The sequence below is a fragment of the Aeromonas sp. 600724 genome (genome assembly GCF_049175135.1).
GTDB lineage: Bacteria > Pseudomonadota > Gammaproteobacteria > Enterobacterales > Aeromonadaceae > Aeromonas > Aeromonas veronii_A.
Genome location: NZ_JAAKUM010000003.1, coordinates 99,332 through 123,525 on the forward strand (window position 1 = coordinate 99,332; position 24,194 = coordinate 123,525).

Annotated in this window: 21 protein-coding genes; 16 read left to right on the forward strand and 5 right to left on the reverse strand. The window is 60.1% G+C overall.

The window, feature by feature from the left end:
* Window positions 1-68: 68 nt before the first annotated feature.
* Window positions 69-1,406 carry an MATE family efflux transporter gene (locus G5168_RS03915; RefSeq protein ID WP_106842912.1) on the reverse strand — a complete coding sequence of 446 codons (1,338 nt, stop codon included), beginning with the start codon at window positions 1,404-1,406 and terminating at the stop codon, window positions 69-71.
* 155 nt (window positions 1,407-1,561) lie between these two features.
* Between G5168_RS03915 and mscM the strand changes: the two genes are divergently transcribed.
* The 7 genes from mscM (at window position 1,562) to frdD (ending at window position 11,384) form a co-directional block, all read left to right on the forward strand.
* The gene (gene mscM, locus G5168_RS03920; protein ID WP_421230606.1) at window positions 1,562-4,843 is read left to right on the forward strand and encodes a miniconductance mechanosensitive channel MscM; all 3,282 of its coding nucleotides are present in this window, start codon (window positions 1,562-1,564) and stop codon (window positions 4,841-4,843) included.
* Window positions 4,844-4,867: 24 nt separating this feature from the next.
* On the forward strand, window positions 4,868-5,545 hold the full coding sequence (locus G5168_RS03925; RefSeq protein ID WP_421230607.1) for a glycerophosphodiester phosphodiesterase: 678 nt from the start codon (window positions 4,868-4,870) through the stop codon (window positions 5,543-5,545).
* Between the two features lie 158 nt (window positions 5,546-5,703).
* Window positions 5,704-7,581: a methyl-accepting chemotaxis protein gene (locus G5168_RS03930; RefSeq protein ID WP_421251868.1), complete on the forward strand. Its 1,878-nt coding sequence runs from the start codon at window positions 5,704-5,706 to the stop codon at window positions 7,579-7,581.
* Window positions 7,582-8,090: 509 nt separating this feature from the next.
* Complete coding sequence (gene frdA, locus G5168_RS03935; RefSeq protein WP_047437968.1) at window positions 8,091-9,875, forward strand: fumarate reductase (quinol) flavoprotein subunit; 1,785 nt, start codon at window positions 8,091-8,093, stop codon at window positions 9,873-9,875.
* The gene (locus G5168_RS03940; RefSeq protein ID WP_005335057.1) at window positions 9,868-10,602 is read left to right on the forward strand and encodes a succinate dehydrogenase/fumarate reductase iron-sulfur subunit; all 735 of its coding nucleotides are present in this window, start codon (window positions 9,868-9,870) and stop codon (window positions 10,600-10,602) included. The genes frdA and G5168_RS03940 overlap by 8 nt, the downstream gene beginning before the upstream one ends.
* Window positions 10,603-10,618: 16 nt before the next feature.
* Window positions 10,619-11,017, forward strand: coding sequence for a hypothetical protein (locus G5168_RS03945; protein WP_005335058.1), 399 nt, complete (start codon window positions 10,619-10,621; stop codon window positions 11,015-11,017).
* 10 nt (window positions 11,018-11,027) lie between these two features.
* On the forward strand, window positions 11,028-11,384 hold the full coding sequence (gene frdD / locus G5168_RS03950; protein WP_005335059.1) for a fumarate reductase subunit FrdD: 357 nt from the start codon (window positions 11,028-11,030) through the stop codon (window positions 11,382-11,384).
* Between the two features lie 123 nt (window positions 11,385-11,507).
* On the opposite strand, the gene G5168_RS03955 is transcribed toward frdD, so the two are convergent.
* From G5168_RS03955 to G5168_RS03965, 3 genes are all read right to left on the reverse strand, one after another.
* Window positions 11,508-12,257: a substrate-binding periplasmic protein gene (locus tag G5168_RS03955; RefSeq protein ID WP_216954313.1), complete on the reverse strand. Its 750-nt coding sequence runs from the start codon at window positions 12,255-12,257 to the stop codon at window positions 11,508-11,510.
* A 91-nt stretch (window positions 12,258-12,348) separates the two neighbouring features.
* A complete protein-coding gene (locus tag G5168_RS03960; protein WP_216953046.1) occupies window positions 12,349-13,575 on the reverse strand; it encodes a winged helix-turn-helix domain-containing protein in 1,227 nt (408 codons plus the stop codon).
* Between the two features lie 107 nt (window positions 13,576-13,682).
* Entirely contained in the window at window positions 13,683-14,276 is a 594-nt protein-coding gene (locus tag G5168_RS03965) for a TetR/AcrR family transcriptional regulator (protein WP_216953045.1), read from the reverse strand.
* A 107-nt stretch (window positions 14,277-14,383) separates the two neighbouring features.
* Here G5168_RS03965 and G5168_RS03970 point away from each other — a divergent pair, with 107 nt between their 5' ends.
* Entirely contained in the window at window positions 14,384-15,307 is a 924-nt protein-coding gene (locus G5168_RS03970; RefSeq protein ID WP_421251869.1) for an ABC transporter six-transmembrane domain-containing protein, read from the forward strand.
* A gap of 28 nt (window positions 15,308-15,335) precedes the next feature.
* On the forward strand, window positions 15,336-16,724 hold the full coding sequence (locus G5168_RS03975; RefSeq protein ID WP_216953044.1) for an NAD(P)/FAD-dependent oxidoreductase: 1,389 nt from the start codon (window positions 15,336-15,338) through the stop codon (window positions 16,722-16,724).
* Between the two features lie 46 nt (window positions 16,725-16,770).
* Here the strand turns inward: G5168_RS03975 and G5168_RS03980 are convergent, their stop codons facing one another.
* A complete protein-coding gene (locus G5168_RS03980; RefSeq protein ID WP_216953043.1) occupies window positions 16,771-17,418 on the reverse strand; it encodes a class I SAM-dependent methyltransferase in 648 nt (215 codons plus the stop codon).
* Between the two features lie 144 nt (window positions 17,419-17,562).
* Between G5168_RS03980 and G5168_RS03985 the strand changes: the two genes are divergently transcribed.
* The 7 genes from G5168_RS03985 (at window position 17,563) to G5168_RS04015 (ending at window position 24,170) form a co-directional block, all read left to right on the forward strand.
* Window positions 17,563-18,237, forward strand: a complete 675-nt coding sequence (locus G5168_RS03985) for a thermostable hemolysin (protein WP_139463518.1) — start codon at window positions 17,563-17,565, stop codon at window positions 18,235-18,237.
* Window positions 18,234-19,730, forward strand: coding sequence for an AMP-dependent synthetase/ligase (locus G5168_RS03990; protein WP_216953042.1), 1,497 nt, complete (start codon window positions 18,234-18,236; stop codon window positions 19,728-19,730). The genes G5168_RS03985 and G5168_RS03990 overlap by 4 nt, the downstream gene beginning before the upstream one ends.
* Entirely contained in the window at window positions 19,727-20,380 is a 654-nt protein-coding gene (locus tag G5168_RS03995) for a TenA family transcriptional regulator (RefSeq protein ID WP_421230612.1), read from the forward strand. Before G5168_RS03990 ends, G5168_RS03995 begins: the two co-directional genes overlap by 4 nt.
* 34 nt (window positions 20,381-20,414) lie before the next feature.
* Window positions 20,415-21,284, forward strand: a complete 870-nt coding sequence (locus G5168_RS04000) for an SDR family oxidoreductase (protein WP_421230613.1) — start codon at window positions 20,415-20,417, stop codon at window positions 21,282-21,284.
* Window position 21,285: 1 nt separating this feature from the next.
* Window positions 21,286-21,918 carry a tetratricopeptide repeat protein gene (locus G5168_RS04005; RefSeq protein ID WP_421202795.1) on the forward strand — a complete coding sequence of 211 codons (633 nt, stop codon included), beginning with the start codon at window positions 21,286-21,288 and terminating at the stop codon, window positions 21,916-21,918.
* 132 nt (window positions 21,919-22,050) lie between these two features.
* Window positions 22,051-22,737 carry a response regulator gene (locus G5168_RS04010; protein WP_005335091.1) on the forward strand — a complete coding sequence of 229 codons (687 nt, stop codon included), beginning with the start codon at window positions 22,051-22,053 and terminating at the stop codon, window positions 22,735-22,737.
* Window positions 22,734-24,170 carry an ATP-binding protein gene (locus G5168_RS04015; protein WP_202001785.1) on the forward strand — a complete coding sequence of 479 codons (1,437 nt, stop codon included), beginning with the start codon at window positions 22,734-22,736 and terminating at the stop codon, window positions 24,168-24,170. The genes G5168_RS04010 and G5168_RS04015 overlap by 4 nt, the downstream gene beginning before the upstream one ends.
* Window positions 24,171-24,194 lie beyond the last annotated feature (24 nt).

The following is a 24,194-nucleotide window of genomic DNA, read 5'->3' on the forward strand; positions in this document are numbered from 1 at the left end:
AAACATCCTCTAACAAAACAGGCAGCCCATGGCTGCCTGTCTGCTATCTGCACGTCGAACCTGATTACCTATCCGGCCAGCGCGTGGGCGCCGGACTCCCGACGCATCGCCCGCCACATCACCAACACCAGCAATGAGCTGCACGTTGGCAATGCCAGCCAGACCCCGGGCACGCCCCACAGGGTCGAGAATCCCCACAAGAAACCGCCGATCAGCACCAGCTTGCCACCAGTGAGCAGGGAGGCGATGCGAGCCCGATTGATGGCCTGGAAGTAGGTGGCCCCCACCAGCAGCAAGCCCTCCATCGGCAGCCCCCAGAAGTAGAGCCAGATCCCGAGGCTCGCCACCGGCAGCAGGGTGGCGTTGTCGCCGGCAAACAGATAGACCGCCGCCTCCGGCCACAGATAAAGCGGGAACATGGCGCACAGGGCGATCCCCAACGTCACTCCGAGTGCCAGGTTGCGGATCCGCAGCACCCGCCGCCAGTGACCGGCTCCTGCGTTGAAGCTGGCGATGGGCTGGATACCCATGGCGATCCCCTCGAACACCAGATAGAAGAAGGCCTCGGTGTAACTGATCACCCCGTAGGCCGCCACATGCAGCGAAGTGCCGACCGCCAGCAACGCCTTGTTGTGCAGCGCCAGCACTACCGAGAGATAGAGGTACATCAGAAAACTGGAGACCCCGAGGCGCACCGTCTCGCCCATCAGCCGCAGATCGGGGCGCAAGGTGTCCCAACTTATCCGCAGCTGGCTACGCGGTGTGAAGAAGTGCCACAGGCAAGCAAGGCCCGTCACTGCCTGGGAGAGCATGGTGGCCGTCGCCACCCCGGCCAGTCCGAACGGAAACACCACCATCAACAGATAGTCGAGCAGCACGTTGAGCAGCCCCCCGACTACCATGATGAGGGTGACAAATCCGGGGCGCCCATCGTTGCGCAGCAGCGAGCTGAACGCCATCGACAGCACCGCAAAGACGCCAAGCCAGGCGTAGGCCTGCAGGTAGGAGAGCCCGGCGGTGAAGATCTCCCCCTCCGCCCCCATCCAGGCCAGCATGGGCTCGCCATAGCGGATCCCGATAAAACTGAGCAGTGCCGAGGCCAGCAACACCATCACCAGCGCATTTCCGACGATATGGCGGGCTTTGGCCGGGTTGCCCTGCCCCAGATAGAAGGAGACCAGCGACGAGGCCCCCATGCCGATCAGCGCCCCCACCGCATAGAGCACGGCGCAGATGGGATAAGCCAGCATCAAACCGGCCATGCCATCCTGACCCAGCACATGGCCAACGAAGATGCCATCGATGGTGACATAGATGCCGGTGATCAGCATGGCCGCCACGGTCGGGGTTACGTAACGCCAGAAAAGGCGAGATAGCGGGGCTGTGCCCAGATCAACAGCTGACATATTCGACTCGGTGGAGAGAAAGCGGCCGGGATCATAGCGAAACGGCAGCACGACTTCCTGTTATTTGTGTTATGAATCATTAATATAGACTGCTTTACCCGCCTCCCTGCCCTGTTTTAGGCTAGGGCCACCTCTTCTGAACGGAAACGAGCCTCATGTTGCAACGCCTGCTCACCCTCTTGCTGCTCTCCCTTATCTTGTTGCCGCCAGCCGTGCGCGCCGACGATGCCATTGCCCAGGCCGAATCCCTGTTGCAGAGCGTGCCCAAGAGCGATACCCCGGAAAACCAGAAGCTGCGGGAGAGCTACCAGCAGGCGCTGCAATTTGCCAGAGAGGCCGAGCGTTACCGGGAGCAGAGCAAAGCCTATCAGCAGATCCTTATCGATTACCCCAAGGAGTCGGCACGGCTCAAGGAGAGCCTGCACAACTATCAGCCCGCCGCTCGCCCGCCGCTGGCGAGCCTCAAGGAGGAGGCGCTGCGCCAGGCCATAGGCCTGAGCAGCAACCGCCAGCTCAACCTGCGCAAGGAGCGGCAGGGGGTGATGGATAGCCTCAACCAGCTAGAGAGTACCGGGCAGGAGTATCACCTGCGGGTGGATGATCTGCGCAAACAGCTGCAACTGACCCGCAGCCAGCTGGAGCGACTGAGCTTCAGCAGCGAATCGGATCGCCAGCAGGAGGCACAGCTGCTGCTGACCAGAATGAAAGAGCAGAGCCTCTCCGACCGGATCCAGATGCTGGAGCTGGAGCAGCTCTCTGCCCAGCAGCGCAACGATCTCGGCAAGCTGAAACTGCAGGAGCTCAATCTGGCCATCGCCGACGAGGATGAGTGGCAAGCCAGCCTGCTGACCCAGCAGAACCAACTGCGGCGGGAGAAGACCGAGCAGGCGCTGGAGGAGAGCGAACGGCTGCGCAAACAGCTCACCACCGACATGCCGCTGCTGCTGGAGCAACAACAGCAGAATCAGGCGCTCTCCATCCAGCTCGGCACACTGGAAGATCAGATTGAGCGGGTGCAGGATGAGCAGCGCAGCGTCGACAAAAATCTGTTTGAGCTGAATGAGCTGGTCAACTCGGTGCGCGAACAGCTGGAGTGGCTGCAGATCAGTAATGCCTACGGCGAGAACCTGCGCAGCAAACTCTCCGATCTGCCTCCCCAGTTCCCCCTCGACAAGCTGGAGTCCGCCATCGTCAGCGCCCGCATGGCCAAGTACCAGTACGAGAGCGAGCAGGATGGGCTCAAGGATACCCGCCAGTTGCGCGACAAGCTGATGGCCGAAGAGGAGGTGACGCTCGATCGGCCACAGCAAGCGGTGCTCGACAACCTGCTCAAGGCCCGGCGCCAACTGCTGACCCGGCTCAACGACGCCTCAGACACCCTCATTCAGGAGCAGACTCGTCTCAAGCTTCTATACAGCCGCCAGAACAGCAAGATCGACGAGATCCGCGAAATAAGCGCCAGCCACCTGTTCTGGATGCCGGATGTGCGCCCCTTTACCCCACAGGTGATGCTCGGTATTCCTGCCGCGCTGACCCTGGCCTTCAACCCGGACAACTGGTTGCAACTGCCCTATGCCATCGCCGAGAACAGCCCGCTGAGCCTCACGCTAGCCGGTATTGGTCTGCTGGTGCTGGCCTGGAGCTGGTTCAAGCTGGCCCGTCACCTGAGCCTCTATTGCGACCATATTGCGCCGCGGATCGGCAAGGTGACCCAGGACAAATTCAGCCTCACCAGCCGCTTGCTGCTGCGCTCCCTGCTTGCCGCCCTCCCCTTGCCCGCCATGGTGCTGATGGTGCGCGGCCTGCTCGAAGGGGCCTGGCAATACCCGTTTGCGGTGGCGGTAGCACGCGGCCTTGGCGAGATCTGGTTTCTGCTGCTGGCACTGGTGATGGCCCGCCATCTGACGCTGGAGCGGGGGATTTTGATCCACCACTTCCGCTGGCCCCGGGAACAGGTGCAAAAGGTATGGGGGCAGTTTCGCACCCTGCTGCTGGTGCTGATCCCGAGTTTCTTTGTGCAGGGGATGGCCAACAGCTATCAGGAGCACGCCTTCTACGACTCCCTCGGCCGGATGGCCTTCATGATCGGTGCACTCTGGCTGCTGCTGTTCTTTGCCCGCCTCAACCGGGAGCGGCTGCCGCTCACCTGGGGCCAGACCGACATGACCAAGCCCCATCTGCTGCACCACTTCATCTGGAACAGCCTGATGCTGGCGCCGCTGCTGGCGGTGATCGGCGCCCTGTTTGGCTACTTCTATACCTCGCGCACCCTGCTGCGCCAGCTGGAGCTGAGCCTGCTGATGGGGCTGGGTTGCCTGCTGATCTACTATCTGGCCAGACGCTGGATGCTGATCCAGCGCCGCCGCCTTGCCTTCGAGCGTGCCAAGAGCAAGCGGGCCGAGATGCTGGCCCAGCGCGGCCGTGACGACAATCAGGAGGAGCTAAGTTCGGAGATCCCCGATGTGGTGGAAGAGACTGAGCTGGACCTCGACACCATCAGCGCCCAGTCGCTGGGGCTGGTGCGCACCCTGCTGATGCTCGGCTTCACCATGCTGGTGGTAGTGCAATGGTCGGATCTCAACTCGGCGTTCAGCTTCCTCAGCAATATCGAGGTATGGCAGGTGAGCAGCAAGATTGGTGGCATCGAGCAGCTCTCCGCCATCACCCTGCAGGATCTGATGCTGACCGCCTTCGTCTTCATCCTGACCGTGGTGACCGCCCGCAACCTGCCGGGGCTGATGGAGCTGACCCTGCTTCAGCACCTCAGCCTCTCTCCCGGAACCGGCTTTGCACTCACCACGATCAGCAAGTATCTGGTGATCCTCGTTGGCGCCCTCACCGGTTTCTCCATGCTCGGTATCGACTGGTCGAAGACCCAGTGGCTGGTGGCCGCCCTCTCGGTAGGGCTGGGTTTCGGCCTGCAGGAGATCTTCGCCAACTTTGTTTCCGGCCTCATCATCCTGTTCGAGAAACCAATCCGGCTCGGTGACACTGTGACCATTCGCGATCTCACCGGCACCGTAACCAAGATCAAAACCCGGGCGACCACCATAGTGGATTGGGATCGCAAGGAGATCATCGTGCCCAACAAGGCCTTTATCACCGAGCAGTTCATCAACTGGTCGCTCTCCGATGCGATAACCCGGGTCAAACTGCGGATCCGGATCGGTCTGACCCGTGATCCGAAACTGGTGCAACGTATTCTTGAGGAGGCGATCCATGCCTCTACTCTGGTACTGGAGACCCCCAGTCCGGAAGTATTCCTGATCGAATTCACCGACTCGGCGCTGATCTACGAGATCCGCCTCTACGTCAACAACATGGATCACCGGATGCCCATCACTCACGAGGTTCACTCGCTGGTGCTGGAGAAGATGCAGCAGCAGGGACTTACTCTGCCCCATCAACAGATCGACATTCACCTGAGCCGCGGCTGATCCGCGAGGTAAAAGGAGCAGAACATGCAGATTATTGCCCATCGTGGCGCCAGCGGTCTGGCCCCCGAAAACACTCTCAAGGCGATGGCCAAAGCGCTGGAGCTGGGAGCATCAGCCATCGAGATCGACGTGCAGGCGGCCGATGGCGAGTTGTGGGTCTTCCACGACCGGCGGCTGGAGCGCTGCACCAATGGCAAGGGGGTACTGACCGAGCAATCCCGCTCCTATCTGGAGCAGCTTGATGCCGGTGAAGGAGAGGTGATCCCGACCCTCTGGCAGGTGATGGAGATCATAGCCGGACGCTGCGAGTTGCACATCGAGCTCAAGGGGGCTCATACCGCCGATGCGGTGGCAGCCCTGACCCGACGGGCAGAGGCCGAGCTGGGCTTTACTCCCGGCCAGTGGGTGGTTTCGTCCTTCCATCACCCGGAGCTGGCCCGATTTGCCGCCTTGCGGCCCGATATCCGCCTCGGCGCCCTGACCGCCAATCTGCCACTCAACCTGGCGCTGTTTGCTGATGAGCTGGGGGCCTGGTCACTTAACTGCGACGTGGATTTTGTCGACCGGATACTGGTGGAAGATGCACATCAACGCGGATTAAGGGTTCTAGTTTATACCGTTGATTATCATGAAGATTATGAAAAACTAGCCAGCATGGGGGTCGATGGAATCTTCACCAATCGTCCAGATCGTTTCCTGTAGCCACCTGACAAGGATACACATATGGATAAGCTCTGATTTAGGCACTAACTTTAAATAGCTGATCGGGATACAAAGAGTTCAACTTCAGCCGATAAGAACAGGCACATAACAATAACCAGTTTCCACACACTCAGACTGACGCTCACAAGGATGTAACTATGAACTTATCGATTAAAAACAAGCTGGTCCTGGCTATCGGGGTCATCATTCTGGTGATCACCGGGATACAGGTCTGGTACAACACCTCGCAACTGCGCAGCGAAACCCAGCGGCTGGTCTGGAATATCATCGACGAAAGCTCCATGGCCAACGTCAAGGGGATCTCCCGCTGGGTTGACTCCCGTATCGCCATCGTCAGCACCACCAAGGAGGCTTTCACCAAAGAGGATGAACCCATCAGCCATCTGGCCCAATCCATGAATGCAGGTGGATTCGACCTGGTCTATGCCGGTACTGCCGATGGCAAGATGATCCAGAGCAAGCCCACCAACCTCCCTGCCGGTTATGACCCCCGTCAACGCCCCTGGTACAAGGATGCGATGGCAGCTGGCAAACTGGTCATTACTGCCCCTTATGCGGATATCTCTACCGGACAACTGATTGTCACCATTGCCGAGCCGTTCCAGCGCGGCAACACTCAGGGCGTCATCGCCGGTGACGTATCCATCAGCGCCCTTATCTCGGATATTCTGGCAGTCACTACCGAGGGCACCTACGCCATTCTGGTAGACAGTAATGGCACCATCATCGCCCACCCGGATGCCTCGTTGAGTCTCAAGTCTGCCACCGCACTGGCCCCTGAATTGACCGCTTCTTACATCAACCAGATCGCCCATGACGGCATGATCAACGAGCTGGTGATCAGTGGCAAGAAAGAGGTCTTTGACTTCAACGCAATCCCCAATACCAACTGGTATTACGGCATGATGGTGGATGAGGAGACCGCCTATCAGTCGGTGCGCAGCATGGTCACCTCCTCCCTCATCCAGGGGCTTATCACCATACTGATCGTGGCTGGCTTCTCCTATGTCGCCATCAATGGTTCACTGGCACCCCTGAAAACCCTGGGCGAAGCGATTGCCGATCTCTCACGCGGCAACGGTGATCTGACCCGCCGCATCAAGATCGAGCGGGAAGACGAGGTGGGCGCGGTTGCCAAGCACGTCAACACCTTCATCGACCGGATCCATGTGATGGTGCAGGATATCTCCAACTCCTCGACCCAGCTTAATCAGCAGGCCAAATCCTCCCACAGCATGGCGGAGAAGGCGAATCAGGGGCTGGCACGTCAGCAAAACGAAATCTCCCAGATCGCTACTGCAGTACACGAGATGTCGGCCACAGCCGTTGAAGTGGCAAGCAACGCCGAACAGACCGCCGAAGCAGCCCGCTCTTCTAGCAGCAGTTGCGAACATGGCAAGCAGGTGATCGCCCGCAACCAGCGCTCCATCACCGATCTGGCCACCCAGGTGGAACAGGCCTCCAACATCATTCAGGAACTGGAGAAAAACGCTCAGGAGATCAACACCATCCTCTCCACCATTCAGGGCATCGCCGAACAGACCAACCTGCTGGCACTCAACGCCGCCATCGAAGCGGCACGTGCCGGTGAACAGGGTCGCGGCTTTGCGGTGGTTGCCGACGAGGTGCGCGTCCTGTCACAGCGTACCCACAGCTCCACCGTCGAGATCCGCAATATGATCGAAACCCTGCAACGCAATACCCAGGGGGCGGTCAGCACCATGCACGAAGGCCAGCTGCTGGCCCAGAACAGCGTGGATGACGCCAACAACGCCACCCATGCGCTGGAGCAGATCACCACCTCGATCAACCAGATCTCCGACATGGCGACCCAGATCTCCAGCGCGGCTGAAGAGCAGCGGGCCGTCACCGATGAGGTAAGCCGCAACATTCAGGCGGTGAAAGATGTCTCGGACGAACTGGCAGTGGATGCAGACAGCTCACGCCATCTCTCTGAACAACTTAAAAATATTTCGGGTGAACTGAGCAATCAGGTCGGTATGTTCCGCATTTGAGGATGAGCAAAAGGGGCCGTACAGGCCCCTTTTATTTTTCTAAATAGCGCTTAATTTTCAGTGAGTAATCTCACATTACCCGCCAAATACCCCGCCTTGAAATCCTTGTAATTCGTCTGGAATTATCAGATCACCGCCGTGGTCACCGCAGCATTTCGGATTACCTATTTCTATCCGAATAGATAAATGCCAATAATTCTCATTAAAAAATTACAATAAAAAACTTAAAATTTTTTTCGCGAGTACCTAAAAAGAGAGGTGATTCGCATTTTATTGAAAGAAAACTACGTACAATCCAGAAGTTAAAGTGCTCGTAGCTAGGTGTTCAACTGCTCAGTAACACCAAAAAATGACGATAATAACGACATTTTCATCCAGGGATTTGGGTGTTTTATAGAAAAATAACCAATAAAAAGGGAATAAAACCTAGCAGTTTGACTTGCATCAAGCCTGAATTTTTTTCATAGAGCAAAATCGTGCCCAGCAAATCTATCCCTAAGGAGGCAGATGTGGATATTATCAAGACCGATGTGGCCATCATCGGTGCTGGCGGTACCGGCTTACGCGCCGCTATCGCTATAGCCGAATCACAGCCAGACCTGGACATCGCCCTGATTTCCAAGGTTTACCCGATGCGCAGCCACACGGTTGCTGCCGAAGGCGGCGCCGCCGGTGTCGTCCGTGATGACGACTCCCTCGAAAACCACTTCAACGACACCGTCTCCGGTGGTGACTGGCTGTGCGAGCAGGACGTAGTGGAATACTTCGTCAACAACGCGACCAAAGAGATGATCCAGCTGGAGCACTGGGGTTGCCCCTGGAGCCGCAAGCCGGATGGTAAAGCCAACGTGCGTCCGTTTGGTGGCATGAAGGTTCCGCGTACCTGGTTCGCCGCAGACAAGTCCGGTTTCCATATTCTGCACACCCTGTTCCAGACCTCCGTCAAATACCCGAGCATCAAGCGCTTCGACGAGCATTTCTGCCTTGATCTGATCGTGGACGACGGCCGTGTCCAGGGCGTACTGACCTTCGACATCCAGAACGGTATCACCCGCTTCATCCAGGCCAAATCCGTGATCGTGGCAACCGGCGGTGCTGGCCGTGTCTATCGCTACAACACCAACGGTGGCATCGTCACCGGCGACGGCATGGCACTCGCCTACCGTCACGGCGTACCGCTGCGTGATATGGAATTCGTCCAGTATCACCCGACCGGTCTGCCGGGCACCGGCATCCTGATGACCGAAGGTTGTCGTGGTGAGGGTGGCGTCCTGCTGAACAAGGATGGCTACCGCTACCTGCAAGACTACGGCTTGGGCCCGGAAACCCCGATCGGCCAGCCGAAGAGCAAATACATGGAGCTGGGTCCGCGCGACCGTGTTTCCCAGGCATTCTGGCAAGAGCAGCAGAAAGGTCGCGTCATTCAGGGCCCGATGGGCGATGTGGTTCACCTCGACCTGCGTCACCTTGGCGAGAAATACCTGAAAGAGCGTCTGCCGTTCATCTGCGAACTGGCCAAAGCCTACGTCAACGTGGATCCGGCCAAAGAGCCTATCCCGGTACGTCCGACTGCCCACTACACCATGGGTGGTATCGAGACTGACAACAAGTGTGCCACCCGTCTGCCCGGCCTCTACGCCGCGGGCGAATGTGCCTCCGTCGGTCTGCACGGTGCCAACCGTCTGGGTTCCAACTCCCTGTCCGAGATCGTGGTATTCGGCAAGCTGGCCGGTGAGCAGGCAGGTGAATTTGCCAAGACTCAGAAGCATGGCAATACCGAAGCGCTGGCCGCCAAGGCCGAGGCGCTCATCAAGCAGCACCTCTCCCTGATGGACATAGACGGTACCGAAAACCCGGCCGATATCCGCAACGAGCTGGGCATGTCCATGGAAGCCGGTGTCGGTATCTACCGTACCGAAGAGCTGATGCAGGGCACCATCGACAAGATCAACGAGCTGAAAGCCCGTTACAAGAAGGTCAAGATCAACGACAAGTCCTCTGTCTTCAACACCGATCTGCTGTACGCCATCGAACTGGGCTACATGCTGGACGTGGCTGAAGCCATGGCGCACTCCGCCATCAATCGTAAAGAGTCCCGCGGTTCCCACCAGCGTCTGGATGGTTACGAAGAGCGCGATGACGTGAACTTCCTCAAGCACACGCTCTCGTTCTACAAAAATGGCGAAACGCCCTCCATCGATTACTCCGATGTGAAGATCACTAAGTCCCAGCCGGCAAAACGCGTGTACGGCTCCGAGGGTGAGAAACAAGACGAGGCTAAGAAGAATGGCTGAGATGATTGAAATTGAGATCCTGCGCTACCGTCCGGAACAGGATAACGAGCCCTGGATGCAAACCTTCCAGGTGCCATACCAGAGAGAGATGTCTCTGCTGGATGCTCTGCAGTACATCAAGGATCACCTGGACTCAACCCTGAGCTTCCGCTGGTCCTGCCGGATGGCGATCTGCGGCTCCTGCGGCATGATGGTCAACGGCGTGCCCAAGCTGGGTTGCAAGGCGTTCCTGCGCGACTATCTGCCGGGCAAGATGACCGTCGAGCCGCTCAACAACTTCCCGATCGAGCGCGATCTGGTGGTCGACATGTCCGACTTCATCGAGAAGCTGGAGAGCATCAAGCCGTACATCATCCCGAGCGAGCCGCGCAGCCTGTGTGATGGCGAGTACATCCAGACGCCGGCCCAGATGGCGCAGTACAAGCAGTTCTCCCAGTGCATCAACTGTGGTCTCTGCTACGCGGCCTGCCCGCAGTACGGCATCAACAAGAAGTTCACCGGTCCGGCGGCACTGGCTCTGGCCTATCGCTACAACGTCGACAACCGTGATGCCGGCGCCAAAGAGCGTATGCGCATCATCAGCCAGGACGAAGGCGTCTGGGGCTGTACCTTCGTGGGCTACTGCTCCGAAGTGTGCCCGAAGGGCGTCGATCCGGCAGCGGCCATCCAGCTTGGCAAGGTCGAAAGCGCCAAGGACTACATGATCGCCATGTTCAAGCCAGATTGAGAGCAGGATTGAGACCATGAACAACACTGATAGCAAACGTAAACCTTACGTCCGCGAAATGAAGAAAGACTGGTGGCTGAAGAACGCCTTCTACACCGGTTACATGATCCGTGAAGGCACCAGTATCTTCGTCTCCATCTACGCCGTTGTGCTGATGTGGGGCCTGATGCGCCTGGTTCAGGGTCAGGAAGCGTTCAACGGCTGGCTGGAATCCCTGCAAAGCCCGATCGCCATCCTGTTCCATGTCGTCGCTCTGGCGGCGTGCCTGTTCCATGCCAAAACCTGGTTCGCCCTGGCGCCGAAAGCCATGCGTATCTTCCGTGGTGAAGACTTGGTACCGGAGAAGCCGATCGTTCTCGCCCAGTATGTGGCGCTGGCGGTGGTGTCCCTGCTTGTCCTGATCATCGTGGCCTGAGGAGAAAACAATGAGACGTTCTGACGAACCAATTTACTGGGGTCTGTTTGGTGCGGGTGGCATGGTCGTTGCCATGCTGCTGCCGGTCATTGTCCTCATCACCGGTCTGCTGGTGCCCATGGGCATCATGGACGTGGAAACCATGAGCTATGACCGCGTGCACGCGTTCGCCAGCTCCTGGTGGGGTGCCTGCATCCTGCTGGTGATCATCGCCCTGCCAGTCTGGCACGGTATGCACCGTATCTACCACGGTCTGCACGATCTGGGGATCCACACCACCAAGCTGCACCACTATGTGTTCTATGGCTTTGCCTTCCTAGTATCTGCCATTAGCGTCGGCTTGCTGATGGTGCTGGTACTCCAGTAATCACATCTGACTGATAGACCAAACCGGGCACTCTGCCCGGTTTTTTTATCCTCCTGAACAGCTGAAAAGGGCCAGCAAGATTGCTCAGGCTGGCCCTTTTCAGCTGCATTTCCTGATGAGCACCTACTCCATCGGCGGCAAGAAACGGCGCATCACCTCGTCGGCATGCCCTCCTTCCTGAAACGCCACCAGAGCCTGATTGAGGTTATTCACCAGCTCGTGAGCGCGGGGGGAGCCCTTGCTGACCAGCAGGTAAAACTGCTTTCGGCTGGGCAAGACGAGGTTGAGCAATCCACTCTCGCTCTGGTAAATCCCGAGACTGATGCCACTCACCAGTGGTTCAATTTCGCTTGGCAGAAAATCGCAGCGATCCCGCTCCAGCATATCGAGCGCCTGCTGTAACTGCCTCACCCTGCGTGGCTCCTGTGCCAAACCGTAGGGGGTGTAATTATAGCCAATCACCCCGCACACACGTGAGCGATTGACCATCTGTAAATCTGGTGCGTCGGGGAAGCGACGCTTGAGATAGAAAAAGCCGAGGCGGGTGTAATAGAGAGGAACGCTGTAGAAAGCAAACTCGGCCCGCTCCGGTTTGTAACTGGCATCCCAGGTCAACTCGCACAGACCATTCTGGCGATAGTCTGCCAGCTCCTGCTGGACCCGCGCCCAGGGCAGATAGCGGATCTGATATGACAATCCGCTCTTTTCCAATGCATCGAGCACGAGTGTGGTCGCCGAACCGGTCAGGCGGCTGGTATCGGGCACACCGTCCTTGCGCTCCCAGTAGGTAAAGGGGGCCCACTCGTTGCCCTCCCCCAGACAGATCTTCACTGGTGGCTCTTGCCCCCATAGCGCGGGGGACAAAATGGCCATCGCCAATCCCGCCCACCATGTTGCCGCTCGTTTCATCTCCCGCTCCCGGACTGTTTATCCCTCTTGCAGCTTAGCCCAGAAGAGATTTTGCTCACTTTGCAGGGGCGCTTTCATGCCACAACGCCAGCAAATTGGCCGGAATGGCACCATAACGAAGCTGCGGCGTCTGGTGCCAGTCAGCCAGCTTTTGCAGGGCTTTCACCAGATCCTGTGCAAGCGTACGGGTCACTCTCACCCCGGCTTCCAGATAGAGGCTCTTGATCTCGAAGATCCCCTGCTGGCGATGGGCCTTGGCATCCATCCTGCCCACCAGCTTGCCACGATGCAGCAAGGGCAACACGAAGTAGCCATACTGGCGCTTGGGGGCCGGGGTATAGCATTCGATGCGATAGTCGAAGTTGAACAGCTCACTGGCCCGTTTGCGATCCCACACCAGCGGATCGAACGGCGACAAGGCTGTGGTATGGGTCGCCTTGAGGGTGCCCGCCTGTGCCCTTGCCAGCTCATCGGCCAGCGAGGCGTGCACAAAAGCGCCGTACTGCCATCCCTCCACCCGTACCGGCAACAGCTCCCCTTCGTCCGCCAGCTGATGGAGCTGGTCATCGTATTTGCCGCGCCGCAGCCGGTAGTAGTCCGCCACCCAACCGGTTTTGACCAGCCCCAGCGCCCGGCAGCTGGCGCGCACCATATCCCGCTGCGCCTGCTCGACGCTTGGCAGATCCCGCTGGTCGCTCCACTCGGGGATGACCCGCTCGGCGAGATCATAGACTCGCTGAAAGTTGCGCCGCTCCCGTACCATCAGCTGACCGGTGGTAAACAACACCTCCAGATGGCGCTTCTCCGGTTTCCAGTCCCACCAGCCATTCCCCTTGCCTGTTGTGCGTTCAAAGTCAGCCGCCCGCACCGGACCGTGCCGGCGAATGCGCTCGATCAGCTGGCCAATCTCCTGCTGATGGGTGGCGAGCCAGTTGGCCGAAAACTTCCAGCCCATGGCGGCAGGGTCAAGCATCCGGTGGCGCAGCAATCGGTAATCTTCGCGGGGCACAAAGCAGGCCTCGTGGGCCCAATATTCGAAGATCTCGCCGTCGGCCAACAGCTGCTCCAGCCAACGCGGTTCGTACTGGCCAAGGCGGCTAAAGAGCACCAGATAGGGGCTGCGCGCCACCACCGAGATGGTATCGATCTGCAGCAGCGCCATGCGGCGAATAGTGGCCAGCAGATCAGCCGGGGTCGCCTTGCTGCGACGGGGGGCAAGCAGCCCCTGCGCCGCCAGTTGCAGATGACGGGCATCTTGCAGTGACAAATGGGTAATCGACATCAACAACCGCTCCCTGGTATCTGACCATCGCACGCCCGACGGATAGCCAACAAAACCGGGGGAGGTACCACGCTGGCATGCCTCCCCTCCCTTGTGTGCCAGCGCCGCTATGAGTGGGCCGGGGGCAAGACCAGCTGATTGACCACCAGCATGATCTCTTGATAAGTGGCCTCTACCGTCTCGGGGGTCGGCTCCAGAATAAGGTCATCGGCATAGCCGTTGATGAGGGAGGTGACCTGGCGCGCCAGTCGCCGGGCATCGCCCGCTACAAACTCGCCGCTGTCGATCCCCTTTTGCAGGATCTGCTCCAACACCTCGCGCCACGCCAGAATGATTTTGCGGTAGCTCTCGGCAAACACAGGGTCGCGCAGTGACTCGTTCCAGGCATCGAGGTAGATGGCCCAGGAGGCATCCTGACTGGTCGGCAGGTTGTCCCGCACAAAGAGCGGCAACGCTTCGCGGGCCGGCAGCGGCAACAGCCACTCCCGCTGCTCGGCGATCTCCTGATAGGTGAAACGCTCCACGGCACAGAGGCAGAGCTCCTTCCAATCCTTGAAGTAGTGGTAGACGTGACTGCGCGCCAGACCGGTGCGCTCGGCAATATCACGGGTTGACGATGCCGCCATCCCCTTCTCTCGAAACAGGGCCAGTACTGCCTCGATGATCATCTCTTTGCGCTGTTCTGCTGATGGGCGTGCCATCTGACCTCCTGCGATATCCATCGTTCTGCTTGACTTTGAGCAGTCGCTCAAACAAGCTTTGAGCACTCGCTCAAACTTAGCGTTTCCGACATCTTAGGAGATAACCCATGACAACACCAACCACTTCGGCAGCCAGTTGCGACGAGCAGGCCACGCCGTTGCCACACTCGGCCGGTCGTTCGCTGGGGGCGATTGCGCGGGCCAATCCACTCAAGCTGGCGGGCACCTTCTCGCTGGTGGCCCTCGAAAACATCCTGCTGGTGGTCTATCCCCTGTTTGCCGGCTTTGCCATCGACGCCATCGTCAAGGGCCAGTGGTGGCAGGCTTCAAGCTACGCCCTGATCGTGCTGCTGTTCTGGCTCATCGGCGCCCTGCGCCGGGCGGTCGATACCCGCACCTTTACCCATATCTATGCGGCACTGGCGGTGCCGGTGATCCTGACACAACGCCAGCAGCAGGAGGGGCAATATACCATAGTGGCGCGGGTCACCCTGGCGCGGGAGTTTGTCGACTTCTTCGAGAAACATATCCCGATCCTGGCCACCAGCCTGATCTCCATCGTCGGGGCGGCCGTGATGCTGATGGTGATCGAGTTCTGGGTCGGCATCGCCTGCATGGGGGTATTGCTGCTGTTCGGCCTGCTGCTGCCCGGCTTTTCGCGCAAGAACCAGCTGCTGCACGAGCGGCTCAACGATCGACTGGAACACGAGGTCAAACTGGTCACCCATGCCCAATCAACCAGCCTCGCCCGCCACTACCGCGCGCTGGCCTGGCTCCGAATCCGGATTTCGGATCGGGAGGCACTCGCTTTTCTGGCGGTCGGCATCAGCGCCTCCCTGCTGTTCCTGCTGGCCATCACCATGCTGATGGCCCAACCCCAGGTCTCGGCAGGCCATGTCTATGCTGTGATGACCTACCTCTGGAACTTTGTCACCAGCCTGGATGAGGGGCCCGGTCTTGCCGATCAGCTGGCCCGGCTGCGAGACATAGGCCGCCGGGTCAATACCGCCCAACCCGATGAAATGATTTGATATTTTGTATCTGTAACCGGAGTAGAAGATGAATCCGACCACCCTTTGCCAACGAGCGTTGACCATGTGCATCAGCTGTTTTTTCCTCGCCGCCTGCGGCCCCAAGATGAGCGACTTTGAGCCCAACACCAGCTACTGGTTCAAGGAGAAACCGGCAGAGGAGAGTGCCCCGCTGGCACAAGATCTGAAGGTGGATATCGCCATCATAGGTGGCGGCTACAGCGGCCTCTCCAGCGCCTGGCATCTGGCCAAGGCCAATCCGTCGCTCAAGATCGCCATCTTCGAGGCCAAACAGGTGGGCAGCGGTGCCTCGGGCCGCAACGGCGGCATGGTGTTGCCGGGCTCCGAGGTGATGGACCTCTACGAAGAGGGGGAAGCGAGCAAACGTCACTACGATCTCACCGTCGCCAGCATGCGCAAGCTGCAGGCGCTGGTCGCCTCAACCGGCGTCGAGGCCGACCTCAAGCTCGATGGCTATGTGGAGGCGATCCTCGATGAGGAGGATATCGCCGAGTACCGCGACTATGTGAAAACCGCCAATCGCCTCGGCATCCCGCTCCAGTACTGGAACGCCGATACCACAGAGGAAAAACTCGGCACCGACCGCTACGTGGGGGCGGTCTACGACCCCAATGGCGGCCAAGTACACGCCATGAAACTGGTCAATGCCCTGCGCAAGGCGGTGGAGCAGGCGGGCGTCACCATCTACGAGCAGAGCCCGGTAATGGGGATCAAGGAGGGCAAGCAGATCGAGCTCAATGTAGCCGACAAGTACAAGGTGACCGCCGACAGCATAGTGCTGGCGACCAACGGCTATACCTCAAAACTTGGCTACTTCAGCGGGCGGGTCTTTCCGGTACACGCCCAGAGCGCCGTCACCGAGCCGCTTACCAAAAAACAGCTGGCCGCCATCCAGTGGCAGAGTCGGGTGCCCTATTACGACACCCGCAACATCTTGTTCCATCTGGTGTTGACCCCGGATAACCGCATCGTCATCGGCGGTGGCAATGCCGAGTACGTCTTCAACGATGGCCTCAACTACAAGGGAGATCTCAATCGGGTCAGCGAGATGATGATGACCGAGCTGGTGACCCTCTATCCGGCCCTCAAGGGGATCAAGTTTGAGCAGGTGTGGGACGGGGTGCTCGGCATGACCGGCGACAGCACTGAAGCGGTGGGGGTAATGGGGGATCACAAGAACATCTACTACGCCCTCGGCTACAACGGCCACGGCATCAACCTCTCCTTCCTGTTTGGCGACATCGTGGCCAGCCTCTATCAGGGCAAGGAGCATCCCTGGTTCAACCACGCGGAGCAGACGCTGCCGATGTGGCTGCCGCCAGAGCCGTTCAAGTCAATCGGCGTCAAATCTGCCCTGATGTACTACCAGTGGCAGGACAAGGGCTACAAGGAGTAACCGAGAGCCGAGCAAGAAACAGCCGAGTAACAGACGAAGGCACGCCTCAGGGCGTGCCTTTCTGCAATACCACCACATCGGCGTGGGGGAAGCTGAGTTCGGCCTGCCAGCTGGCGGCCAACACCTGAAACGATGCCTCGGCAAAGAAGACAATGTGGGTCGGGTCGTGGCGATAGCGCCAGTTTTTAAACCGCTCGTCACTGAGCACCCGCTGGGTCTGCAGCACCAGCAGGCCACCGGGCTTGAGGCAATCCCACAACTGCGCCAGCACCGTGCGCGGCTCGGCGATATGCTCGATCACCTCGGTACTGGTGATGAAGTCATACTGACGCATCAGCAACTCTGGAAAATCGGCGTAGAACTTGTCATACCCCGCCATCTGGTAACCCGCCTCACGCCCCATCGCCACCAGCGCCGGGCCCGGGCCACAGCCAAAATCGAGACCACTGGCAGGTAGCGGCACCCGCGCCAGCACTTCGCCAAAAGCCCGCATCAAAAAAGTGCGATAACGGGGATCATCCACCCGATTGTCGTGACCGTCATAGACCGCCTTCTCCGCCGCCTCATCCAGATGATCCGCCTCATCCAGCCAGACCAGCTCGCACGCGAGGCAGCGATGATAGCGTTTGCCCGCCACCGGCAGGGGATAACTGCGATGGCTGGCACACAGGGGGCAGCTGACGGTGGATGACATGGCGGTTCCTCTTGGGGGCTTCCTGTTGGATAACAGCGGCGCAGATTGCCTGCCCGCTGGCTCGCTGACAACTTTTTTTGCTCCTTAAGGGTTTCTTAAGTTTGCCCTTTTACTCTCAAACCATCGCAAGAGAAGGAGTCACCCATGACCATCGAGATCCAGGCCCCCTACCGATTGCTGCTAGCCAAGTCCCCGCAGCAGGTCATGGCGCTGCAAACCTATATCCAGGCAGCCTACACCCTCGAGTTCAACGCCCGCATCCCCCATTTCCTCCCCTGTCTGCTGGGGCTCTATCGGGCGGACGGGACGCTGGTCGGTGCCTGTGGTCTCAATCATGCCAGTGAGGGGCCTCTCTATCTGGAACAGTATCTGGAGCAACCCATCGAGGCCGCCATCAATACCCGCCTCGGAGTCTATCCGGCACGCAACCGCATTATCGAAGTGGGCAATCTGGCCTGCAGCGAACCGGGCAATGCCCGCCTGATGTTCGCGGCCCTGTGTCGTCTGCTATGTGAAAACGCCCTCGACTACGTGGTCTTTACCGGCACAGCCAAGCTGCGCAACAGCTTTGCCCGCCTGCAACTCAATCCGGTGGAGCTGGCCCCCGCACAGGCCCATCAGGTGGGAGCCGACGCCGATGCCTGGGGTGAGTACTACCGCTGCCAACCCAAGGTGATGGTGGGTGACATCAATCAGGGGCGCGAGGTGCTCGCCCAGCGCAGCCTGCTGCTCAATCTGCTGGCCCCCATGCCGACCCTGTTTGACGAGACCAGCAAGAGCAGTGATAACCAGACCCATCAAAAAAGGTGCGCCCAATGAGCCTGTTCGACGCCATCGCCAAACATGCCCACGAGGATCCGCAATCCCCTGCGCTGCTGAGCAGCCAGCAGCGTCTCGATTACCAGACCCTGTGGCAACAGATCCAGCGTCTGGCCAGCCAGCTGCAACAGCTCGACATCAGCCGTCTGGCGCTGCAACTGGACAACGGCCTGCCCTGGGCGCTGCTGGATCTCGCTTGCACCCGTGCCGGTATCGTGGTCATTCCGGTGCCCCACTTCTTCAGTCAGGCCCAGCAGGCCTGGTTGCTGGAGAGCAGCGGCGCCGATGCGCTGGTGGGGCCATATCATCAGGGGTGGCATGCCGCCGAGCCGCTCTCGCTGATCACCGGCGAGCTGCCGCTCTGGCGCTATATCCCGGCCAATCGACCGGCGCTTCCCAAGGGCACTGCCAAGATCACCTACACCTCCGGCACCACGGGCCAGCCCAAGGGCGTCTGCCTGTTACTGACCCAGATGATGGCGGTAAGCCATGCGCTGGCCGAGCGGGTTGCGCCAGCCAAGGTGGAAAAACACCTGACCCTGCTGCCGCTGGCGACCCTGCTTGAGAACATCACCGGCCTCTATGTGCCGCTGCTGACCGGCGCCTGCAGCCGCATTCCGTCCCTCGGGGAGCTCGGTTTCACCGGCTCCAGTTCGCTCAATGCGGCCATGCTGGGGGAAGCGCTGCTGCGCTGGTCGACCCACAGTCTGGTGCTGGTGCCCGAACTGCTGCGCCTGCTACTGGCGCTCTGCATCAGCACCCCAACGCTGGCCCAACAGCTCAAGAGCCTGCGCTTTATTGCCGTCGGTGGCGGCAAGGTGGCCCCCGACCTGATCAAACATGCCCGCCAGCTCGGCCTGCCGGTGTATGAGGGATATGGCCTCTCGGAGTGTGGCTCCGTGGTGGCGCTCAACAGCCCGGATGCTGACAAGCCCGGCAGCGTCGGCCGCCCCCTGCCCCACTGTCAGGTCACCATCGCCAGCGACGGCGAAATTATGGTGAGCGGCAGTGCCATGCTGGGCTATCTCGGCAGCAACGAACCGACTCCCGAACAGATCGCCACTGGCGAACCTTCTGCCATGCAGATCGCCACAGGCGATCTGGGTCATCTCGATGATGAGGGCTACCTCCATATCACCGGGCGCAAGAAGAATGTCCAGATCACCGCCTTTGGCCGCAACTTCTCCCCCGAGTGGGTGGAAGCCGAGGCCCAGCTCTGCCCCGCCATCGCCCGCATCGTGGTGTTTGGCGATGGCCAGCCTGCCAACGTGGCGCTGATCCAGCCCCTGCCGGGCAAAGAGGCGGATCTGCCCCACCAGATCGCCGGTCTGAACCAGCGGCTGCCCGATTATGCCCGGCTGCACCACTGGTTGCCGGTGGCGCTGGATCAACATCCCGGGCTGCTGACCGCCAACGGGCGCCCCCGTCGCAACGAGATTTACCAACACTTTTCCCGGCAAATCAGCCAATGCCTTACAGGAGAATCGTCATGAGCTTCTACCAGACTCTGCAACAAGCCACTGCCAGTGAGCGTGAGCATCTGTTCAACGCCCCCATTATCGAAGCCTGTCGCCGTGGCGATATCAGCCGTGACACCTATCTCGCCTTTCTGGCGCAGGCCTACTACCACGTGCGCCACACAGTTCCGCTCCTGATGGCCACCGGCGGCAAGCTGGGTCAGGAGTACGAGTGGGTGCGCGGCGCCATTGCCGAATACATCGACGAGGAGTATGGCCATCAGGAGTGGATCTTAAGCGATATCCGCGCCTGTGGCGGTGATGCCGAGGCGGTGCGCCACGGCCAGCCCGGGCTGTCCATCGAGCTGATGGTCGCCTTCCTCTACGACCAGATCCAGCGCGGCAACCCCATGGGCTTCTTCGGCATGGTACAGGTGCTGGAAGGCACCAGCGTGGCCATCGCCCTCACCGTCGCCGACCAGCTGAAAAAGGGCCTCGGCCTGCCACCCCAGGCGATGAGCTACCTGAGCTCCCACGGCGCCCTGGATCAGGAGCACCTCAAGTTCTTTGAATCCCTGATGGATCGGGTCGAGAGCCCGGCGGATCAAGCCGCCATCATTCACGGGGCCAAGGTGGTTTATCGTCTCTATGGCGAGATGCTCTACAACCTCACCGCCACTGTATAAGTTGGCAGCAGACAGCAAAAAGGGAACCCACACCATGAACCTTGAAGGGAAACTCGTGCTGCTCACCGGCGCCAGCGGTGGCATAGGTGAAGAGCTCGCGCAGGAGTTGGCGGCCCAGGGGGCCCACCTGCTGCTGCATGGTCGCCGTGCTCCTGTGCTGGAACGGCTGTGCAAGTCACTGCCGCATCCCGAGCGCCATCAGGTGGTGCTCGCCGACCTCGGCTCTGCACAGGAGCGAGCCAAGCTGCTGCAACACCCGGCGCTGGAGAATGGACTCGACATCCTGATCAACAACGCTGGCTGCAACCAGTTTGCCTGGCTGGAAGATCAGAGCTTCGAGCAGGTGGAGCGCCAGCTGCTGCTCAATATCGAGGCGCCAATCCAGCTCACCCGCGCCCTGCTGCCCAGATTGCGCAAGCCGGGGATCATCATGAACATGGGGTCGAGCCTGGGCAGCATTGGCTACCCCGGTTACAGCGTCTACTGCGCCAGCAAATTTGCCCTGCGCGGCTTTAGCGAAGCGCTGGGACGGGAGCTGGAGGGGAGCGGCATCAAGGTGCTGCATTTTGCCCCACGCGCCACCCGCACCAAACTCAACTCCGAGGCCGCCTACGAGATGAATGCGGCGCTCGGCACCCAGACCGACAGCCCGCAGGAGGTGGCCGAAGAGGCGGTCATCGCCCTGTGCAACGAAACCCGCCGCAGCTGGCTCGGCTGGCCGGAAAAACTGTTCGTGCGGCTCAATGCCCTGCTGCCCGGCATTGTCGACAAGGCGCTGGCCAGACAGCTGCCGATCATCAAACGTTATGCCCGTCATCTTCAGCCAGGGACGGCTGATGCTGGCGCCAACAGCGCGCCACAACCAGACTTGTCCCGCCCGATCCCGACCAAGAAGGAGCATTAATATGAACTTTTTCCGTCAATCAGTGACCTCTTGTGCCATCGCCATCCTGCTGGGATCCTCCTCGGTCATGGCCGCGGGTGATGCCCTCGTCCCCATCCAGCAACAGTGGGCCGTCTGCCAGTATCAACAGACCGGCAAGGCGAAAGAGAGCTGCCTCGAAACCCTGAGCACCCAGGCCGAAGCGGCCAGCGCCAAGGAGCCTTTTCGCGCCGATCTGCTGATCTGGTCGGCCATCGTCAAGAGCACCTGGGCGGGGGCCAAAGGGGGGCTGGGGGCACTGGGTCTGGTGAAAGAGGCCAAAGCCAAGCTGGAGCTGGCACTCAAACAGGATCCCAAGGCGCTGGACGGCTCCGCCTATACCAGCCTGGGCTCCCTCTACTATCAGGTGCCCGGCTGGCCGGTCGGTTTTGGCGATGACGAAAAGGCAGAGCAGCTGCTCAAGCAGGCGCTGGCCATCAATCCGGATGGCATCGACCCCAACTTCTTCTATGGCGACTTCCTGCTGGATCAGGGTCGCAAGGCCGAGGCCAAAACCTATCTCGACAAGGCGCTGGTCGCCCCAGCCCGCCCGGGTCGCGAAGTGGCCGACGAAGGGCGCAGAATGGAGATCCGCGATCGGCTGGCCAAGCTATAAAACCCTGATGGATCAAAGAACTATTTAAACTCTGCCCACCAGCTTGCATACTGGTGGGCAGGGTTGTTTATGCCACGGCACGCCCTGGCGCTGAGCCAGATCGCCACACCCAACAAACCAAGGGAGAAAAGAATGCGGATCCTGCTGGTGGAAGATGATGTGATGCTGGGGGATGGTATGCAGGATGCACTGCGCCATAGCGGCTACACGGTGGACTGGCTGCAACAGGGGTTGCCCGCTCTGGCAGCCCTCAAGAGCGACGAGTTCGCCGCCCTGATCCTCGATCTCAACCTGCCCGACATCGACGGCCTCAGCCTGCTGCGCAAGTTGCGGCGTGAAGGACACCAGCTGCCGGTGCTGATCCTCACCGCCCGCGATGCGCTGGACGATCGGGTGGTTGGCCTCGATGCTGGCTCCGACGACTACATGGTCAAGCCCTTCGCCCTGCAGGAGCTCAACGCACGCCTGCGCGCCCTGGTTCGCCGCAGCAAGGGGCAGGCTCAGGCGGTACTGGAGTATGGCGACATCCTTATCTATCCCGAATCCCAGCAGGTCACCTATCAGGGGGAGGCGGTCAAACTCACCCCCCACGAATACAAGTTGCTGCAGGAGCTGATCAGCCAGAGCGGCCGGGTGCTGAGCAAGGATCAGCTGCAACAGAGCCTCTACGGCTGGGATGAAGGGGCCGAGAGCAACGCGGTAGAGGTGCATATCCACCATCTGCGCAAGAAGTTCTACAGCGACCTCATCCGCAATATTCGCGGGGTCGGCTACATCATTCCCCAGCTCGAACAGCCAAGCCGGACACCCGCACGATGAAACGCCCGCGCTCCATTCGCCGCTTTCTGCTCACCGGTATCCTGACACTGGTAAGCCTGAGTCTCACCATCAGCGCCTTTATCGGCTACATGGAGGCGAGCCACGAAATGGAGGAGCTGTTTGATGCCCGCCTAGCCCAGTCGGCGCGCATCACCAACCAGCTGCTGGCCCGCTACATGGCCCAGCAGGGGCAACTGCCCGCCAACGGCACCGTCTATCAGGAGTGGGAGGCGCAAAATCCCGATGAGTGGCAAAAAGACCCCAGCCTCAACCTGACCGGCGAGGATCGGGAGATCACCCCCTACGGCCACGAGTTCGAACGCAATCTCTACTTCCAGCTGCTCGATGAAAAGGGCGGCCTGCTACTGCGCGCCCCCAGCGCCCCGGAGCAGCCGCTGGTCACCCTGGCCATCGGCTTTGACACGGTCGAAAAAGATAACCACCAGTGGCGCACCTTCACTCTCTACAACCAGCAGGAGCAGACCTGGCTGGTTGTAGCCGAGCGGGACGACGAGCGCAGCGAACTGGCCAGCAAGATGGCAACCCTCACCATGCTGCCGCTGCTGATCACTCTCCCCTTCCTGCTGGCCCTGCTCTGGTGGCTCATCACCCGCGGGCTGGCCCCCCTGCGCCAGCTGGCCCAGGCCATCAGCGAACGTCACCCCGCCAACCTGAGCCCGCTCAGCCTCAAGATAAGCGCGCAGGAGCTGACCCCCCTCACCAACGAGATCAACCGGCTGATGCAGGCGCTGGCGGAGACCATAGAGCGGGAGAAGCAGTTCACCAACGAGGCGGCCCACGAGCTGCGCACCCCGCTGGCGGTACTGCGGATCCACAGTGAAAATGCCCTGGCTGCCGAAGATGAAGTGAGCCGCCAGCAATCCCTGCACAAGATGCTGCAGGCCCTCGATCGCAGCGATCGGCTGATCCGGCAACTACTGACCCAGGCCCGCATCGACAACCAGCAGGGGCTGGTATTGACCGAACTGGAGGTGGGTCACCTGCTGCAAGGCACCCTCGCGACCCTGGCACCCATCGCGCTCAAGAAGGATCAGCAGCTGTCGCTGGAGTGTGAATTGCCGCAGCTGGTGATGGGGCAGGCCACCCTGCTCGACCTGCTGTTCAGTAATCTCATCGACAATGCGCTGCGCTACACCCAGCCAGAGGGCGAGATCAGGGTGCGGGTACTGCGAGAGGGCAACCGGGTGAGGGTGGATGTGAGCGACAACGGCCCCGGCATTCCCGCCAGTGCCTTGCCCCGGCTGTATGAACGCTTCTTTCGGGTCAATCCCCAGCAGGGGGATGGCGTGGGGCTCGGCATGGCCATCGTCTCACGCATCGCCCAACTGCACGGCGCCGACCTCGATGTCCACAACCGGCCGGAAGGGGGGCTGGAGGTGAGCGTGTTACTCCCGCTCCCGCCGGCAAGATAAGCGATAAGTAAAGAGCCCGCGATG

Coding starts and splice junctions, on each gene's coding strand:
- G5168_RS03915 (WP_106842912.1), bottom strand. CDS start 1,406: ATGTCAGCTGTTGATCTGGGCACAGCCCCGCTATCTCGCCTTTTCTGG.
- mscM (WP_421230606.1), top strand. CDS start 1,562: ATGTTGCAACGCCTGCTCACCCTCTTGCTGCTCTCCCTTATCTTGTTG.
- G5168_RS03925 (WP_421230607.1), top strand. CDS start 4,868: ATGCAGATTATTGCCCATCGTGGCGCCAGCGGTCTGGCCCCCGAAAAC.
- G5168_RS03930 (WP_421251868.1), top strand. CDS start 5,704: ATGAACTTATCGATTAAAAACAAGCTGGTCCTGGCTATCGGGGTCATC.
- G5168_RS03940 (WP_005335057.1), top strand. CDS start 9,868: ATGGCTGAGATGATTGAAATTGAGATCCTGCGCTACCGTCCGGAACAG.
- G5168_RS03945 (WP_005335058.1), top strand. CDS start 10,619: ATGAACAACACTGATAGCAAACGTAAACCTTACGTCCGCGAAATGAAG.
- frdD (WP_005335059.1), top strand. CDS start 11,028: ATGAGACGTTCTGACGAACCAATTTACTGGGGTCTGTTTGGTGCGGGT.
- G5168_RS03955 (WP_216954313.1), bottom strand. CDS start 12,257: ATGGCCATTTTGTCCCCCGCGCTATGGGGGCAAGAGCCACCAGTGAAG.
- G5168_RS03960 (WP_216953046.1), bottom strand. CDS start 13,575: ATGTCGATTACCCATTTGTCACTGCAAGATGCCCGTCATCTGCAACTG.
- G5168_RS03965 (WP_216953045.1), bottom strand. CDS start 14,276: ATGGCACGCCCATCAGCAGAACAGCGCAAAGAGATGATCATCGAGGCA.
- G5168_RS03970 (WP_421251869.1), top strand. CDS start 14,384: ATGACAACACCAACCACTTCGGCAGCCAGTTGCGACGAGCAGGCCACG.
- G5168_RS03975 (WP_216953044.1), top strand. CDS start 15,336: ATGAATCCGACCACCCTTTGCCAACGAGCGTTGACCATGTGCATCAGC.
- G5168_RS03980 (WP_216953043.1), bottom strand. CDS start 17,418: ATGTCATCCACCGTCAGCTGCCCCCTGTGTGCCAGCCATCGCAGTTAT.
- G5168_RS03985 (WP_139463518.1), top strand. CDS start 17,563: ATGACCATCGAGATCCAGGCCCCCTACCGATTGCTGCTAGCCAAGTCC.
- G5168_RS03990 (WP_216953042.1), top strand. CDS start 18,234: ATGAGCCTGTTCGACGCCATCGCCAAACATGCCCACGAGGATCCGCAA.
- G5168_RS03995 (WP_421230612.1), top strand. CDS start 19,727: ATGAGCTTCTACCAGACTCTGCAACAAGCCACTGCCAGTGAGCGTGAG.
- G5168_RS04000 (WP_421230613.1), top strand. CDS start 20,415: ATGAACCTTGAAGGGAAACTCGTGCTGCTCACCGGCGCCAGCGGTGGC.
- G5168_RS04005 (WP_421202795.1), top strand. CDS start 21,286: ATGAACTTTTTCCGTCAATCAGTGACCTCTTGTGCCATCGCCATCCTG.
- G5168_RS04010 (WP_005335091.1), top strand. CDS start 22,051: ATGCGGATCCTGCTGGTGGAAGATGATGTGATGCTGGGGGATGGTATG.
- G5168_RS04015 (WP_202001785.1), top strand. CDS start 22,734: ATGAAACGCCCGCGCTCCATTCGCCGCTTTCTGCTCACCGGTATCCTG.